This window comes from Mycobacterium sp. IDR2000157661 (assembly GCF_022317005.1).
In the GTDB taxonomy this organism is placed as follows: Bacteria; Actinomycetota; Actinomycetes; order Mycobacteriales; family Mycobacteriaceae; genus Mycobacterium.
This window is the reverse complement of record NZ_CP081006.1, coordinates 3594161-3609164: the sequence shown is the minus strand read 5'-3', so window position 1 is coordinate 3609164 and position 15004 is coordinate 3594161. Positions and strand designations below refer to the sequence as shown.

15 protein-coding genes are annotated in these 15004 nt (G+C 69.2%); 2 read left to right on the top strand and 13 right to left on the bottom strand.

Annotation, left to right across the window (positions count from 1 at the left end; genetic code table 11):
* Nucleotides 1–61: 61 nt before the first annotated feature.
* A complete protein-coding gene (locus K3G64_RS18655; protein WP_238886403.1) occupies nt 62–1603 on the bottom strand; it encodes a phospholipase D family protein in 1542 nt (513 codons plus the stop codon).
* Complete coding sequence (locus K3G64_RS18650) at nt 1600–3147, bottom strand: phospholipase D family protein (protein ID WP_238950806.1); 1548 nt, start codon at nt 3145–3147, stop codon at nt 1600–1602. Before K3G64_RS18650 ends, K3G64_RS18655 begins: the two co-directional genes overlap by 4 nt.
* A 76-nt stretch (nt 3148–3223) precedes the next feature.
* Between K3G64_RS18650 and K3G64_RS18645 the strand changes: the two genes are divergently transcribed.
* A complete protein-coding gene (locus K3G64_RS18645) occupies nt 3224–3949 on the top strand; it encodes a type 1 glutamine amidotransferase (protein WP_238886402.1) in 726 nt (241 codons plus the stop codon).
* Here K3G64_RS18645 and K3G64_RS18640 read toward each other — a convergent pair.
* Nucleotides 3928–5277 (bottom strand): TIGR01777 family oxidoreductase, encoded by a 1350-nt coding sequence (locus K3G64_RS18640; RefSeq protein ID WP_238886401.1) that lies wholly within the window; start codon nt 5275–5277, stop codon nt 3928–3930. The genes K3G64_RS18645 and K3G64_RS18640 overlap by 22 nt on opposite strands.
* A 124-nt stretch (nt 5278–5401) precedes the next feature.
* Between K3G64_RS18640 and K3G64_RS18635 the strand changes: the two genes are divergently transcribed.
* Nucleotides 5402–6076: a phosphoribosyltransferase gene (locus K3G64_RS18635; RefSeq protein ID WP_238886400.1), complete on the top strand. Its 675-nt coding sequence runs from the start codon at nt 5402–5404 to the stop codon at nt 6074–6076.
* On the opposite strand, the gene K3G64_RS18630 is transcribed toward K3G64_RS18635, so the two are convergent.
* The 10 genes from K3G64_RS18630 to murG all read right to left on the bottom strand — a co-directional run bounded on the left by K3G64_RS18630 (nt 6073) and on the right by murG (nt 14957).
* Complete coding sequence (locus tag K3G64_RS18630; protein ID WP_238886399.1) at nt 6073–6444, bottom strand: DUF308 domain-containing protein; 372 nt, start codon at nt 6442–6444, stop codon at nt 6073–6075. The two genes, K3G64_RS18635 and K3G64_RS18630, sit on opposite strands and share 4 nt — an antisense overlap.
* 37 nt (nt 6445–6481) lie before the next feature.
* Nucleotides 6482–7291, bottom strand: a complete 810-nt coding sequence (gene wag31 / locus K3G64_RS18625) for a DivIVA-like cell division protein Wag31 (RefSeq protein ID WP_238886398.1) — start codon at nt 7289–7291, stop codon at nt 6482–6484.
* Nucleotides 7292–7540: 249 nt separating this feature from the next.
* Entirely contained in the window at nt 7541–7831 is a 291-nt protein-coding gene (locus tag K3G64_RS18620) for a YggT family protein (protein WP_238886397.1), read from the bottom strand.
* Between the two features lie 101 nt (nt 7832–7932).
* Entirely contained in the window at nt 7933–8586 is a 654-nt protein-coding gene (locus K3G64_RS18615; protein WP_238886396.1) for a cell division protein SepF, read from the bottom strand.
* Nucleotides 8583–9404, bottom strand: coding sequence for a YggS family pyridoxal phosphate-dependent enzyme (locus K3G64_RS18610; protein ID WP_238950804.1), 822 nt, complete (start codon nt 9402–9404; stop codon nt 8583–8585). The genes K3G64_RS18615 and K3G64_RS18610 overlap by 4 nt, the downstream gene beginning before the upstream one ends.
* Complete coding sequence (gene pgeF / locus K3G64_RS18605) at nt 9401–10108, bottom strand: peptidoglycan editing factor PgeF (RefSeq protein ID WP_238886394.1); 708 nt, start codon at nt 10106–10108, stop codon at nt 9401–9403. The genes K3G64_RS18610 and pgeF overlap by 4 nt, the downstream gene beginning before the upstream one ends.
* A gap of 52 nt (nt 10109–10160) precedes the next feature.
* Complete coding sequence (gene ftsZ, locus K3G64_RS18600; protein WP_238886392.1) at nt 10161–11327, bottom strand: cell division protein FtsZ; 1167 nt, start codon at nt 11325–11327, stop codon at nt 10161–10163.
* Between the two features lie 170 nt (nt 11328–11497).
* Nucleotides 11498–12418: a cell division protein FtsQ/DivIB gene (locus K3G64_RS18595; RefSeq protein WP_238886390.1), complete on the bottom strand. Its 921-nt coding sequence runs from the start codon at nt 12416–12418 to the stop codon at nt 11498–11500.
* Nucleotides 12415–13908, bottom strand: coding sequence for a UDP-N-acetylmuramate--L-alanine ligase (gene murC / locus K3G64_RS18590; RefSeq protein WP_238886388.1), 1494 nt, complete (start codon nt 13906–13908; stop codon nt 12415–12417). The genes K3G64_RS18595 and murC overlap by 4 nt, the downstream gene beginning before the upstream one ends.
* Nucleotides 13905–14957 carry an undecaprenyldiphospho-muramoylpentapeptide beta-N-acetylglucosaminyltransferase gene (gene murG / locus K3G64_RS18585; protein ID WP_238950802.1) on the bottom strand — a complete coding sequence of 351 codons (1053 nt, stop codon included), beginning with the start codon at nt 14955–14957 and terminating at the stop codon, nt 13905–13907. Before murG ends, murC begins: the two co-directional genes overlap by 4 nt.
* Nucleotides 14958–15004 lie beyond the last annotated feature (47 nt).

Genomic DNA, 15004 nt, shown 5'->3' with positions numbered 1-15004 from the left:
TTATGCCAGGCGCCACTGACATTGAGTCTGCATCAAATCAGGCGATGCGATCCCCGAGTCGCTACATCCGCCCTCTCAGCCGGTCCCCGATGGAGCGCCCATCGGGGTCGTAGGCGAACCGGTAGGCGGGCTCAGCCCACAACCGATTGAGCAGACCCAGCCGCTCGGACTTGTGAGGGCGCAGCCGGCCTTGCGGCCTCGGACCCTTACGGCCCGACGAATGCCAGGCTTCCAGAGCGTCAGCCGCCCTGACGATCTCGTCGACGGCCAGATCCGGATCGGCCAGTTGGCCGTCCTCACTGCCGTCTTCGGCACGGTCCAGGTGCTCGCGCATCAACTGCAACCTCAGGTCGCGGGCGAACGCGCCGTCGGCATCCATTACTGCGCAAGAAATCTCACTGTCGTGCGTCCACGACCGCCGGTTGAAGTTGTCGCTGCCCGAGCAAGCCCACACGTCGTCGATCACGCAGACCTTCGCGTGCACATACACCGGTGTCCCCTCGTGGTTTTCGACGTCGAACACATGCACCCGGTCCGGAGCCGCGCCCAGGCAGGTCTCGAGGGCCTGCCATCGACCAACCCGGTTGGGCGGCAGCGCAAGCCGGCCGTCTTCGTCCGGGTAGCGCGGTACGACGGCGACCAGATGCAGCCCCGGGTTGTCGCGCAGCGCCGCGGCGAACAGGTCGGCCACCTGCTTGGACCACAGATACTGATCTTCGAGATAGATCAGCCGCCGCGCCCGCGGCACCGCCTTGTAGTAGGCGCGGGCGATGCTGCGCTCGCCGTTCGGGGCGAAGTCGTAGGTGAAATGCCCGTCGGCGTACGTCCGCAGCACCTGTACGGCATGCGCTCCGCACGGTGGCGGGTCCGGCGGCAGCTCGGGAAGGGGGCCTGCCGTCATGTCGGTGCCCTTCCACTTGTCTCGCAACCACGCGAACGGGTTGAGCATCACCACCGACGCGGGATCCTCCCACCGCTCGCGGAAGGTGGCGTCGAGCGCGCCGACCACGGGTCCGCGCACCTGCAATTGGACGTCATGCCACGGCGGCCGGTCACCGTACTGTTCGGCCATCTGGACCGCCTGCGGGTCGCCGCGGTGTGAGGCGTCGTCGCGTCGCGAGTGACACAGGTCGATGCCGCCCGCGAACGCGACATCTCGTTCCGGTTCGGCGGGATGCCGGATGACAACGAGCTTCTGGTGGTGCGAACCGCCCATGCGAACTCGCTGATCCAGCAGTACCTCCCCGCCCGCATCCGCGATGTCCTCGCTGAGGTTGCGGTTCTCCTCCTGGCTGTACTGCATCCAGTCCACATGCGACCGCCATATCAGGCCCTTGACCGTCACGCCGCGTTCGGCGGCGCGGCACAGCAACTCCTTGATGGTCGGGCCCTGCTCACGCATCTTCTGGTCCGGGTCGCCGCGCCAGTCCGTGAAGAACAGGTAGTCGCCTTCGCCCGCCGCCTCCACCTCGGTGACGAGCCGGTCGAAGTACGTGGCGCCGTGTACGAGCGCCTCGACCCGGTTGCCTTCACACCACGCCGGCAGCTTCGACGACGGGTTACCGCGTTCCTCCGCGGTCAGGAACCACTCCGACAGGTTCATCGCCGCCACCCCAGAAATCGATCGCGGTACGACCGCCCATCGGGGTCGTAGATCATCCGGTACGCGGGCTCAGCCCACAGGCGGGTCAACGGGTCGACCCGTTCGATGTTGTGCGGGCGCAACCGGCCCGGTGGCCGCTGCCCACGACGCCCTCCGGTATGCCATGCCTCCAAAGCCTCGGCGCACGAGACTATTTCGTCCACCACGGTCCCGAGATCGGCAAGACCGGCATCCGCACTGCCGTCGCCGGCACGGTCCAGGTGCTCGCGCAGCAGTTTCAAGCGAACGTCACGGGCGAACACCCCTTCGGCGTCGAGCACCGCACACGACAGCTCACTGTCATGGGTCCACGACCGCCGGTTGAAGTTGTCACTACCGACACACGCCCAGGTGTCGTCGATCACACAGACCTTGGAATGCACGTAAACCGGTGTCCCTTCGTGGTTCTCGACGTCGAACACATGTACTCGGTCCGGTGCCACCCGCCGGACCGCATCCAGGGCTAGCTGCCGTCCCACCAGAGTCGGCGGGCGGCCCAGCGCCCCCTCCAGGTCGAAGTGACGCGGCACCACCGCAACGAAGTTCAGGTCCGGGTTGTCTCGAAGCGCCCCGACGAGCAGATCGGCGATCTCCTCCGACCACAGGTACTGGTCCTCGAGGTAGATCAACCGACGGGCCCGCCGGATCGCCTTGGTGTAACCATGGGCGATGCTGCGCTCGCCGTCCTTGGCGAACTCGTACTCGATCAGCGCGTCGCCGTAGGTCCGCAACACCTGGACGGCGTGCGCGCCGCACGGCGGTGGATCAGATGGTTGGTCGGGCAGTGGATGGCGGTCGGCGGCGGGGCCGAGGAACCGGTCGCGCAGCCAGGCCAACGGATTGAACAGGTTCAGCGGTGCGCGCGCCGTCCACCGCTCGCGGAAGGTGATGTCGAGCGCACCGACCACCGGCCCGCGCAGCTGCAACTGCACGTCGTGCCACGGGGGCCGGTCACCGTAGCGGCTCGACATCTGCACCGCCTGGGGATCACCGCGATGCTCGGCGTCGTCGCGACGTGAATGGCACAGGTCGATCCCGCCGATGAACGCCACGTCGCGCTCCGGATCGTCGGGATGCCGAAGCACCACCAACCGCTGGTGATGCGAACCGCCCAGCAGGACCCGCTGATCCAGCAGCACCTCTCCGCCCGCGCGCTCGATGGTCTCGGCCAGATGGCGGTTCTGCTCCTCGTTGAACTGCAAGCGGTTCGGATACGAGCGCCACATCAGCCCCTTGACAAGCACTCCGCGCTCGGCGGCTGCGCGCAGCAGTTCGGCGACCGTCGGTCCCTCGTCACGCAACCTCTGGTCGGCATCGCCGCGCCAGTCGGCGAAGAACAGGTGATCGCCGGGGCCGAGTGCCTCGACCTCGGTGACGAGGCGGTCGAAGTAGGCCGCGCCGTCGATGAGCACCTCGGCGCGATTGCCCTCGCTCCACGGCGGCAGCTCCCAGCTGGGGTTGACGCGTTCGGCCGCGGTGAGGAACCACTCGGCCAGGACAGACACGACGAGGAATGCCCACTTCGACGTCAATTTATCCACCGGCAGCGCCCTCGGTTCGCCCCGCCGAAATAATGTGCAGATGACGTCGACGGTTCTGTTCCTCTACAACGAGCACCTGGCGACCGAGGGTCTGCTCGGTGAGGCCTTCGCCGAACACGGTTTCGACGTCGACACATTCGAAGTGGTGCCCGCCGAGCGAATCGACTCCCCCGCGGGTGAAGTCACCTTCCCCGACCCGGCTCGCTACGACGTGATCGTGCCGCTCGGCGCGCGATGGCCCGTCTATGACGAGGCGCTACGCCGCACCTGGGTCGACGCCGAGATGGCGATGGTGCGCGACGCCGCCGCGGCCGGCGTCGCGGTCCTCGGAGTGTGCTTCGGCGGCCAACTCCTCGCGCAGGCGTTCGGCGGCACCGTCACCCGATCGACGGCCCCCGAGATCGGCTGGTACGACGTCACAAGCGACCGGCCCGACGTGGTACCCGGCGGGCCGTGGTTCCAGTGGCACTTCGACCGCTGGACGTTGCCGCCCGGCGCGGTGGAACTGGCCCGAACCGCCGACGCCTCCCAGGCGTTCCTGCTCGGACGCAGCCTCGCGCTGCAGTTCCACCCGGAGGTCGACCATCGGCTGCTGGAGCTGTGGCTGGCCGACGACCGCGACGGAGAGGTCGTCGGATTCGGTGCCACGCACGACGAACTCCGTTCGCGCACTTTCCAACTCGGCGCCGATGCGGCACAGCGGGTACGGCGGCTGGTGCACGGGTTCGTGACCCGGGTCGTGCGTCAGCCGTGCCCGAGTTCGTGAGCCAGGGCGTCCTCGATGGCCGGGCGGCGGAACCGGTGCCCCAGCGCCTGCAGCTTCGTCGGCACGACGCGCTGGTTGGCTTCGGCGAGCTCACGGGCTCCCTGCGAGCCGAGCAGTAGCCGCGGCCCGAACGAAGGCACCGGCACGATCGCGGGGCGGTGCAGCACGCCAGCCAATGCCTTCGTGTAGTCGGCGTTGCGCACCGGCTCGGGCGCGACGGCGTTGACCGGGCCGCTGAGCCTGTCGTCGTAGAGCGCCCGGTGGTACACGTCGAGCAGGTCGTCGTGCCCGATCCAGGCAAGCCACTGGCGGCCGCTGCCCAAACGGCCACCGAGTCCGGCCGCGAACAGCGGTCGCATCAACCGCAGGGTGCCGCCGCGTGAGGACTGCACGATGCCGGTGCGGACGTTGACCACCCGCAGGCCCGCGGCGCTTGCGGGTTCGGTCGCGGCCTCCCAGTCCGACACCACTTCGGCGAGGAACCCGTCGCCGCGGACGCTGTCCTCGCAGAGCACCGCATCGCCTCGGTCGTAGCCGTAGATGCCGACCGCCGAGGCGCTGACGAACACGCGTGGACCGTCCGTCGCCGTTGCCGCGGCTTCGGCCAGCCGGCGGGTCGGCTCGATACGGCTGGCGCGGATCGCCTCCTTGTGGCGCTGGGTGAAGCGGCCCGCGATCGAGGCCCCGGCCAGGTGCACCACTGCGTCCACCCCGGTCAGCAGGTCGGCCGCGGGCCGGTCGGGGTTCCACTGGCGCTCGTCCTTGTCCTGCGCCGGACCCCGCACCAGCGAGATCACCCGGTGCCCACCGGTGGTCAGGAACGCCGTCAACGCCGAGCCGACGAGGCCCGACGCGCCGGTGACCGCGATGACGAGCGAGCTCAGCCCGGCCTGGGCGGCGTTGCGGTGCGCGGCCAGGTCGTCGGCGAGCTGGCGGTGCCGGTATACGAACGTCGGCCGCAGCGCCGCGCCCGGCACCGGGGTCTCGACGCGGTCGCGGACCCGCGTGCCGCCGGGCACCTCGTCGAAGGTGTGGGTGTGGGTCCACCGGCTGACGAGTCGCGGCGGCCATGACGTGGGGCCGTCCGACGAAAGCACGTCGACGAAGCGGTGGGGCGGGTCGAAACCGGCCGGATCATGCTGGGCCACCCAGCGCAGGCCGCCGGGGAGCCCGAGCACCGCCTGGCCGTCGGCCAGTGATTCGGTCTCTGACACCACGGTCATCGGCTGCCACGGCGGGACCAGTCGCCGCATCGCGCCGGGCCGGGTGTGCCAGGCGAACACCTCGCCCACCGGGTGTCCGATGGTGCTCTCGTATTCGATGCCCATGGTTCCTCCGTTTCCGCCGCCCTCGTTACCGATATTCGTAGTCGTCACGCTGATGGATTGCGTCCGGTTCGGGTACTCGCGGTCGTAGGCTCGAGGAAGTCGCACACACCGGGGATTTTGAGTGATGAGCGGATGGAGTGGACTGGCCCGCCGAGAAGCCAGACGCGTGTTTCGGGACCGCCGCGAGGCCGGTGAGGTCCTGGCCGAGGAGTTGACGGCCTACCGCGACCAAGACGCCGTGGTATTGGGCTTGGCGCGCGGTGGCGTGCCGGTGGCCTGGCAGGTCGCCCGGGCGTTGCGCGCCCAGATGGATGTCTTCCTGGTCCGCAAGCTGGGGGTGCCGCAGTGGGAGGAGCTGGCGATGGGCGCCCTGGCCAGCGGCGGTGGCGTGGTGGTCAACGACAGCCTGGTGCGCAGCCTCGGCATCACCGACGAAGCGCTGCAATCCGCGATCGCTCGCGAAACCGAGGAATTGCACCGCCGTGAGCGGGCCTATCGCGGCGACCGGCCCCCCGCCGACGTCGCCGGGCGGGTGACGATCCTCGTCGATGACGGGATCGCCACCGGCGCGAGCATGCTCGCCGCGGTGCGGGCGGTGCGCGCCTACGGACCGTCGCAAGTGGTCGTGGCGGTGCCGGTGGGACCGGCGTCAGCGTGTCGGGAGCTGGCGCGCGAGGCCGACGAGGTGGTGTGCGCCACCATGCCGCCGGGCTTCGAGGCCGTCGGGCAGGTCTTCGAGGACTTCCACCAGGTCACCGACGACGAGGTACGCGAATTGCTGTCCACGCCAACGGTTTAGCGGGAGCGCTCCTCGCCGGAGACATCGTCGCGAGAATCCTCCGGGGCCGGGTCGGGAGAATCTTCGCGGGCCTGCTCGACGACCGAGGTCTCCGCTTCGTCGTTCGATTCGGCTGCGACGGTGGCGTCGTCCTCGGGATAGTCCTCGTAGTACTGCGGTTCGGCATCGGCCTGGACATCGGCCTCGGCCGCGGTGTCTCCGCCGCGGCGCCCGGCCGAGCGCTCCCGCACCGCGTCGACGATGAGCAGCAGCACACCGATCACGCTGGCGCCGATGCATACCCAGGCGATCAGTTCATTGCTGGTCACGACCGCAGTTACCAGCGCGGCTAGGCCGATGACGGCGAGGACGAGCGCAACAATCAGCATTGATCAACCTTAGGTCGCCGGGCGCGAGCGCGGCGGCCTAGTTGTTTCCCCGGTTGAACTGGTTGAAGCCGCCACCGTCATTGCCTGCGCTTGAGTCGACGGGCGCGGCCGAACCGCGCTGGCCGAGTTCCTCGAGCTGCGATTCCAGGTATGTCTTGAGCCGGGTGCGGTATTCGCGCTCGAAGGTGCGCAGCTGCTCGAGGCGGCCCTCCAGCACGGTGCGCTGCTGGTTGATGGTGCCCATGATCTCGGAGTGCTTACGCTCGGCGTCGGCCTGCAGTGCGTCGGCCTTCTCCTGGGCCTGACGCAACTGCGCCTCGGACCGGGACTGGGCGTCGGCCAGCATGGCGTCGGCGCGCTGACGCGCCTCGGCGACGGTGGTTTCGGCGGTCTGTCGGGCCTCGCTGACCATCGCGTCGGCCTGTGCGCGCGCATCGGCGAGCAGCTTGTCCGACTCGGCCTTGGCGGTGCTGGTCAACCGGTCGGCCGTGTCCTGAGCCAGGCTGAGCACCTTGGCGGCCTTGAGCGCCTGCTCCTCGCTCTGCTGCGGGGACGGCGCCTCGTATGTGGGCTGTGGCGCAGCGGGCTGCGGCGTCGGCTCCGGGGCCGGTTCGTAAACGGGGATGGACTGAGTCGACTGTCCCCCGCCGCCGGAGCCGGCGCTGGACAGTTCCTGGTCCAGTTCGGCAACGCGCTGACGCAGGTCGGTGTTCTCCTCGATGAGACGAGTCAGCTCGTTCTCCACCAGATCGAGGAAGGCGTCGACCTCGTCCTCGTTGTAGCCACGCTTGCCGATGGGCGGCTTGCTGAACGCGACATTATGGACGTCAGCTGGTGTGAGCGGCATTGTCTGCCCCCTTGGAGTCTGGACCGTCAACCGATCTGCAAAGTGTAAGGCCTTACTGGAACGTAACTGGCGTCCATCCTGTCACACCAGACGCGGCCGTTGCAGGAGAGGCGGAGAAATAAGATCGAATTTCAAGATTGCCGGGCCATTCCCGTGCCATTGCCGCGGTCGCTGACACGATTCGGTGGCCAGTAAACGACACCGGCAAACGGTCGCCGGAAACGACGAACGGGTGCGCGCCGCAGCCGGCTAGGCCGCGGCGCCGAACGCCAGTTGCATGCCGATGAATGCGACGAGCAACAGCACCATGATCGACAGGTCGAACCGGACCGCACCTATCGTGAGCTGCGGAATGATCCGGCGCAGCAGCTTCACGGGCGGGTCGGTGAGCGTCATGATGACCTCCAGGATCACCACCGTGGCGCCCTTCGGATGCCAGTCCCGGGAGAAGGACCGGATGAACTCGACGACGACCCGGGCGATAAGCAGCAGCCAGAACACGAACAGCGCGAAACCCAGGATTTCGAAGAAGAGCGACAACTAAGCCGACCTCACTACGGGCAGGGGTGTGACATTAGATACAGCCCCTCACAGCCGCGGCGCCGAGGGGCCACGCCAGCCTACCCGTCCGTGCCGCCGACCTACTGATAGGCGTAGAAGCCGGCCTCGGCGATGCGGCGGCGCTGCTCGGCCGTCACGTCCACATCGGCGGGCGACAACAGGAACACCTTGGTGGCGACCTTGTCGAACGAGCCCCGCAATGCGAACGCCAGACCGGCGGCGAAGTCGACCAGTCGCTTGGCATCGGCGTTGTCCATGGAGACCAGGTCCATGATCACCGGGGTGCCGTCGCGGAAGCGCTCACCGATGGTGCGGGCTTCGCTGTAGTCCTTGGGCCGCAGCGTGGTGATCTTCGACAGCGGACTGCCCGCTTCGAACAACTCGGCCATCCGGCGCGGGTCCATGGCCAGCGCACCGCGGGTGGCGCCACGCATCCCGCCGAGCCGGGGTGCGGGCCGGTCGAACTCACGCGGCAACCGCGGCCGGGGCTCGAAGCGCTCGTCGTGGTAGCCGCCGCGGTACCCCGTCGGGGCGTCGTCGTAGTCGCGGTCGTCGTAGCCCCGCAGACCCGGACCGGCGCGGTCGAGGTAGCCGTCCTCCTCGAAGCGATCCTCTCGGCTGCGGCGAGCGTAGCCGCGGACGGGACCGCGCTCGTCGTCCTCGTAGTACTCGTCGTCGTAGTCGTCCATCGGAGCCATACCGAAGTAGGCCTTGACCTTATGAAGTGTGCTCATCGCTCGACCCTTCTGATGACCTTGGACTCTGGTGCCTGTGATGAAGATGTGACTGGAGTGACTACTCCTGGTGACGGTAAGGGACGTTCACCCAATAACGCGGTACCGACACGCACACACGTCGAGCCGTGTTCGACCGCCGACTCGAGGTCGCTCGACATGCCCGCCGAGAGGCCGAGGCGCTGAGGGTAGGACGTCTGGACGCGTTGGTGCTCGGCCTTCAGGCGCGCGAACGCTTCGTCGGCGTCGGCACCGAGCGGCGGAATGGCCATCAAACCGACGAACTCGAGACCGGCGGCGGCGTGCGCGGCGGCACACATCTCGTCGATCGCCTCCGGGTTGCCGACGTCCACACCTCCGCGCTTGTCGTCGCCGTCGAGGCTCACCTGGATGAAGACCCGCAGTGGGTCGGTCCGTCGCCCGTCGCCCAGCGCCTCGCCCGACGCCCGGTCCAGCGCATCGATCAGCTTGCGGTTGTCCACCGAATGCGCGGCATACGCCCAGCCCGCGACCGCGCGTGCCTTATTGCGCTGAATTCGCCCTACCATGTGCCAGCGAATCGGTTGCACGTCGCGCAATTCGCCGATTCGGGCGACTTTATTGGACGCCTCCTGTTCGCGTGATTCGCCGAATGACGCGCATCCCAATCGGCGCAGAATAACAATGTCTTCGGCCGGAAAGAATTTCGTGACCGGGAGTAATTCGATTTCTCCGGCATCGCGCCCGGCGGCGTCGGCGGCCGCGGTCAACCGCGAACGCACGGCCGCCAGCGCCTCGGCCAGTTCCTGCTCGCGAGTCGTCACCACGGCGGTCGTCACTCCATCCACACCAGCGAGGCCAGACGACCCGTCGGCGCGTCGCGGCGGTGACTGAACAGCGAGCGGTCCGCCACGGTGCAACGCGGATCCACGTCGACGGCTTTGATGCCCAAACTTGCGAGCTGCCTTACGATTCCGGCCCGCAGGTCGAGTCCGGGTGTGCCCTTCCCTGTCGTGGTTCGACTGCCCGGCAGCGCGGCCTCAACCTCGGCGGCCATCGCTTCGGGAACCTCGTAGTTGTGTCCGCTGACGGCGGGCCCCAGCAGCGCCGAGATGTCTTCGGGATGCGCGCCCAGCTCCCGCATCGCCTCCACCGTGCGGACCACGATGCCGTGGGCCGCGCCGACCCGACCGGCGTGCGCGGCGGCCACCACACCGGCGCGGGCGTCGCCCATTAATACCGGCACGCAATCGGCGGTGACCACCGCCAGAGCCAACCGCCGCCGATTAGTAACCAAAGCGTCAGTATTGTCGACCGGCGCGTCGCGGGGTTCGTCCACCACAACGACGTGATCGCTGTGCACTTGATTCATCCAGACGATTTCATCGTCACCCAATCCGATCGCGGTGCTCAGCCTCTTACGGTTCGTCCCGACGGCGGACGGGTCGTCGCCGACATGGTCACCCAGGTTGAACGCGTCGAACGGCGGCGCGGACACACCTCCGGCGCGGGTGGTGGTCACTCGACGTATCCGAAGGGTCACGGTCGCCAGTATCGCCGCCGACGCGCCGCCGGGCCGAAGAGCCGGGGCACGTCTAGTGACGCATGAACGGCGGCACGTCGACGTCGTCATCGGAGATGCCCCCGTCATCGCGGCCGTCCCCGCCGATGCTGACCGTCGCACCGTTGGTGTGCACCGGCACGCTGGCCGGATCCGTGGGCTCGAACAGCGACGACGTCACCTTGCCCGCCTTGCCCGGGGCGATGCCCTGGCCCTGCGACTCGCCGGCACCGACCACCGGCTTGCGTCCCGGCCCCGCGGAGTCGAAGCCGGCCGCGATCACCGTGACCCGGACCTCGTCACCCAGCGAGTCGTCGATGACCGTGCCGAAGATGATGTTCGCGTCGGGATGGGCGGCGTCCTGCACCAGCGAGGCGGCCTCGTTGATCTCGAACAACCCGAGGTCGCTGCCGCCCGCTACGGACAACAGCACGCCCTGGGCGCCCTCCATGGACGCCTCCAGCAGGGGCGAGTTGATCGCTATCTCGGCCGCCTTGAGCGCGCGTCCGTCCCCGCGGGCAGACCCGATGCCCATCAGCGCGGTGCCCGCACCGCTCATCACGCCTTTGACGTCGGCGAAGTCCACGTTGATCAGGCCTGGTGTGGTGATCAGGTCGGTGATGCCCTGCACGCCGTTCAGCAGCACCTCGTCGGCGCTTCGGAACGCGTCCATCAGCGACACCGCGGCGTCGCCCATCTGCAGCAACCGGTCGTTGGGGATCACGATCAGCGTGTCGCAGCTTTCCCGCAACGATTGAATGCCGTTCTCGGCCTGGTTGCTTCGCCGCTTGCCCTCGAAGGAGAAGGGCCGCGTGACCACGCCGACGGTCAGCGCGCCGAGCTTGCGTGCGATCGATGCGACCACGGGCGCTCCGCCGGTGCCGGTCCCACCGCCCTCGCCGGCGGTGACGAACACCATGTCGGCGCCGCGCAGCAGCTCCTCGATGTCGTCCTTGGCGTCCTCGGCGGCCTTGCGGCCGACCTCGGGGTCGGCGCCGGCGCCCAGGCCCCGGGTCGAGTCGCGACCGACGTCGAGCTTGACGTCGGCGTCGCTCATCAACAGCGCTTGCGCGTCGGTGTTGATGGCGATGAACTCGACGCCCTTGAGACCCTGCTCGATCATCCGGTTGACGGCGTTGACGCCGCCGCCGCCGATGCCGACCACCTTGATGACGGCGAGATAGTTGTGTGGCGGGGTCATCGCGATCGCCCTTCCTCCCAGTTGTCTGACGACACGCCGATCAGTTGGCAAACCCTAAACCTCAACAAGAGGGTTATAGTTATGTCAAGTTGTTCCGCGCAACCAGAACGGTAGGGCGAGGTCCCGCCGTTGCGGCGCAGGCGCGCCGACGCGCATCGCGAGATTTTCGGCTATTTCACGGTTGGCAGGTCCGGGCTCGACACGTCGTACGTGCGGCCGGGCTGGGTGAGCAGCGCCCCGAGTTTGGCGGACTTCTCCTCGGTGCGGTCGGTGGTCCCCCACACCACCTGTCGCCCGTCGACGAGTTGCAGGGTGATCGCCGCGACCGACGGCGCCGCGACGCGGGCCACCTGCGTGGCGACCTCCGGGCGCAACGACGTCATCACCTCCAAGGCGGCCCTGGTGGGCGGATCGTCGGGCCCGGGGTTCTCGACGTCGAGGTAGGGCACGCCCGGCGGCGGCGGGCCGATGGCGAAATCCACGCCGTCGCGGTCGAACAGGTGCGGTCCGTCGGGAAAATCCTTGACCACGACGGGCACCCGCTCCACCACCGTGATCCGCAGCGTCGACGGGTACTGCCGCTGCACGCGGGCGCTGGCGATCCGGCGGATGCCGGCCACCCGCTCGGCCACCGCGTCGGTGTCCACCTGCAACAACGGTGTGCCGGGCGGGACGGCCGCCACGGTGACGACCTCCTCCTGTGTCAGCACGCCGAGGCCGGCGACCACGGTGTTGCGCACCGACATGATCGGCGTGAAGTACAGCAGCAGGCCGAGTCCGACGACGATCACGCTGACCAGCGCCGACCACATCAGCACCTTCAGCCCGCGGACCGCACCATTGACCCGCTTGGGCTCCTCGGCAGGCCCGCCCAGCGAGCGCCGCTTGGCTTCCCGGCGGGCCTGCTCGATCGCCGTGGCACGCGCCTGTGCGAGGCGGCGCTCCTCGCGCTCCCGGCGCGCCCGCCGTCGAGGCCCCTCGACGTCGACGGCCGCCGCGGCAGCCTCGGGCCCCGCCTCACTGGCCTCGCTCACCTCGGCCGGGTCCGCCGGGTCGGCCGGACCGGTGTTGGTGTCGGTCGGTTCGGTCATCGCATCCCGGCCCCGGGTCGGCCCGGCGCACTGCGGTTGGCCTTGACCCGCAGCGCGGCAAGGATTTCCGGCCCCAGCATCGTGACGTCCCCGGCACCCATGGTGACCACGAGGTCGTTGGGCGCGGCCACTTCGGCCACACGTGCGGCGACCGACGAGAAGTCGGGAACGTAGGTGACCGGGACGGTGACGTGCTCGGCGACGCTCGCGCCGCTGATCCCCGCGATCGGCTGTTCGCGCGCGGCGTAGACGTCGAGCACGAACACCTCGTCGGCGCCGTCCAGGGCCCGGCCGAATTCTCGGGCGAAAGCCTCTGTGCGCGAATACAAGTGCGGCTGGAACACCACGATGGCGCGACCGCAGCCGGACTGCTGGGTCACCGTCCGCACCGCGCTGAGGGTGGCGCCCACCTCGGTCGGATGGTGGGCGTAATCGTCGAAGACGCGGACGCCGTTGGCGGTGCCCACCAACTCGAACCGCCGACGTACCCCCTCGAACCCGGACAACCCGTCGAGCACCGCCTCGACGGGTGCACCGATGTCGACCGCGGCCAGGACCGCTCCGAGGGCGTTGAGCGCCATATGCCTGCCCGGGACGGACAGCCGCATCACCCGCGGGTACGGCTCGTCGGCGAGCTGGATGTGGGCGACGGCACCGGTGTCGTGCTGCTCCCAGCTCAACAGCGTGCCCTGCAGCGGCCGGCTCGGGTCGCTTCCGTAGCGCAGCACCCGGATGCCCAGCTCCGCGGTGCGCTCGGCCAGCTCGGCCGCTCCGGGGTCATCGGTGCACACCACCACTGCCCCACCGGGTTTGAGCCGCTCGACGAAATCGTCGAACACCGCGCTGTACGCCTCGGCGCTGCCGAAGTAGTCGAGGTGGTCGGCCTCGATGTTGGTGACCACGGCCACGTCTGGGGTGTACTCCAGCAGCGAGCCGTCGCTCTCGTCGGCCTCGGCAACGAAGCACTCGCCGCTGCCGTTGTGGGCGTTCGTGCCCGCCTCGCCGAGGTCACCACCGACGGCGAACGAGGGGTCGAAGCCGCTGTGCTGCAACGCGACGATGAGCATCGAGGTGGTGGTGGTCTTGCCGTGCGTTCCCGTGACCATCAGCGTGGTGTGGCCGGCCATCAGCTTGGCCAGCACCACCGGTCGCAGGATCACCGGGATCCCGCGCCGGCGTGCCTCGACCAGTTCGGGGTTCGTCTTCGGGATCGCGGCGTGCGTGGTGACGACGGCGGTCGGCCCGCCGGGCAGCAGGTCCAACGACGACGGGTCGTGGCCGATGCGGATCGCGGCGCCGCGTGCCCGCAGGGCTGCCACCGCGCGCGACTCCTTGGCATCCGAACCCGACACCAGCCCGCCGCGGTCGAGCAGGATCCGCGCCACACCCGACATGCCCGCTCCCCCGATGCCGACCATGTGCACCCGCGCCAACTCGTCGGGCAGTGCCCAGTGGCGCCTGCCGAGCGGTTCCGGTGACTTCCCGGTCATCGCTTGGCCTTTCGAGCCACGTCGAGCGCGATCTCTGCGACACGCTGGGCCGCGTCGCGGTGGCCGGCCAGCGCGGCGGCCGCGGTCATGGTCTGCAGCCGGCCGGTGTCGGTGAGCAGATCGGCGACGGTGTCGGCGACGTATGCCGGCGACAGCTCGGCATCGTCGACGAGCAGGCCACCGCCGGCCTCGACCACCGGCAGCGCGTTGAGCCGCTGTTCGCCGTTGCCGATCGGCAGCGGCACGTACACCGCGGGCAGGCCGATCGCCGTCAGTTCGGCCACCGTCATCGCCCCCGACCGGCAGATCGCCAGGTCGGCGGCGGCATATGCCAGGTCCATCCTGTTCAGATAGGGCACCGCGACGTAGGGAGGGTCCCCGTCGGCCGGCTCACGCAGCTCGAGGGTGTTCTTGGGCCCGTGCGCGTGAAGCACCGAAATGCCCGCCGCTGCAAGGTCTTTGGCAGCTCCCGCGACGGCACGGTTGAGCGACCGGGCCCCTTGCGAACCGCCGAAGACCAGCAGCACGCGGGCGTCGTCGGCGAAGCCGAAGTGGGCTCGGGCCTGCGCGCGCAGAGCGATCCGGTCCAGCGAAGTGATGGCCGCGCGCACCGGCACACCGACCACCTCGACGCGCCCCAGGCCGGGATCGGCGACGGCGGCGAGCACCCGCTGCGCACCACGCGCCCCGAGCTTGTTGGCCCACCCCGCGCTGGCGTTGGCCTCGTGCACCACCACCGGCACGCGGTCGCGGCGCAGACCACCGCGGGCGGCCAGGTAGGCCGGCACCGCGACGTAACCGCCGAAGCCGACGATCACGTCGGCGCTGACCTCATCGAGCACCGCGCGCGTCTCCCGGACTGCGCGCCGCACCCGTGCCGGCAGGCGGAGCAGGTCGCCGGAGAATCTGCGCGGCAGCGGGACCGGGGTGACGAGTTCGAGTCGGTAGCCCCGCTCGGGCACCAGACGGGTCTCGAGCCCCCGCTCGGTGCCCAGCGCGGTGATGCGCACGGCCGGGTCGATGGCGGCGAGCGCATCGGCCACCGCCATCGCCGGTTCGACGTGCCCCGCGGTGCCACCACCCGCGAGCACCACGG

Bases quoted from the DNA above. Each gene is read 5' to 3' on its own strand.
- murG (WP_238950802.1), bottom strand. From the start codon at position 14,957: ATGGCGGTGGCCGATGCGCTCGCCGCCATCGACCCGGCCGTGCGCATC.
- K3G64_RS18640 (WP_238886401.1), bottom strand. From the start codon at position 5,277: ATGGGCATCGAATACGAGAGCACCATCGGACACCCGGTGGGCGAGGTG.
- K3G64_RS18645 (WP_238886402.1), top strand. From the start codon at position 3,224: ATGACGTCGACGGTTCTGTTCCTCTACAACGAGCACCTGGCGACCGAG.
- K3G64_RS18595 (WP_238886390.1), bottom strand. From the start codon at position 12,418: ATGACCGAACCGACCGACACCAACACCGGTCCGGCCGACCCGGCGGAC.
- K3G64_RS18655 (WP_238886403.1), bottom strand. From the start codon at position 1,603: ATGAACCTGTCGGAGTGGTTCCTGACCGCGGAGGAACGCGGTAACCCG.
- K3G64_RS18615 (WP_238886396.1), bottom strand. From the start codon at position 8,586: ATGAGCACACTTCATAAGGTCAAGGCCTACTTCGGTATGGCTCCGATG.
- murC (WP_238886388.1), bottom strand. From the start codon at position 13,908: ATGACCGGGAAGTCACCGGAACCGCTCGGCAGGCGCCACTGGGCACTG.
- K3G64_RS18635 (WP_238886400.1), top strand. From the start codon at position 5,402: ATGAGCGGATGGAGTGGACTGGCCCGCCGAGAAGCCAGACGCGTGTTT.
- ftsZ (WP_238886392.1), bottom strand. From the start codon at position 11,327: ATGACCCCGCCACACAACTATCTCGCCGTCATCAAGGTGGTCGGCATC.
- wag31 (WP_238886398.1), bottom strand. From the start codon at position 7,291: ATGCCGCTCACACCAGCTGACGTCCATAATGTCGCGTTCAGCAAGCCG.
- K3G64_RS18630 (WP_238886399.1), bottom strand. From the start codon at position 6,444: ATGCTGATTGTTGCGCTCGTCCTCGCCGTCATCGGCCTAGCCGCGCTG.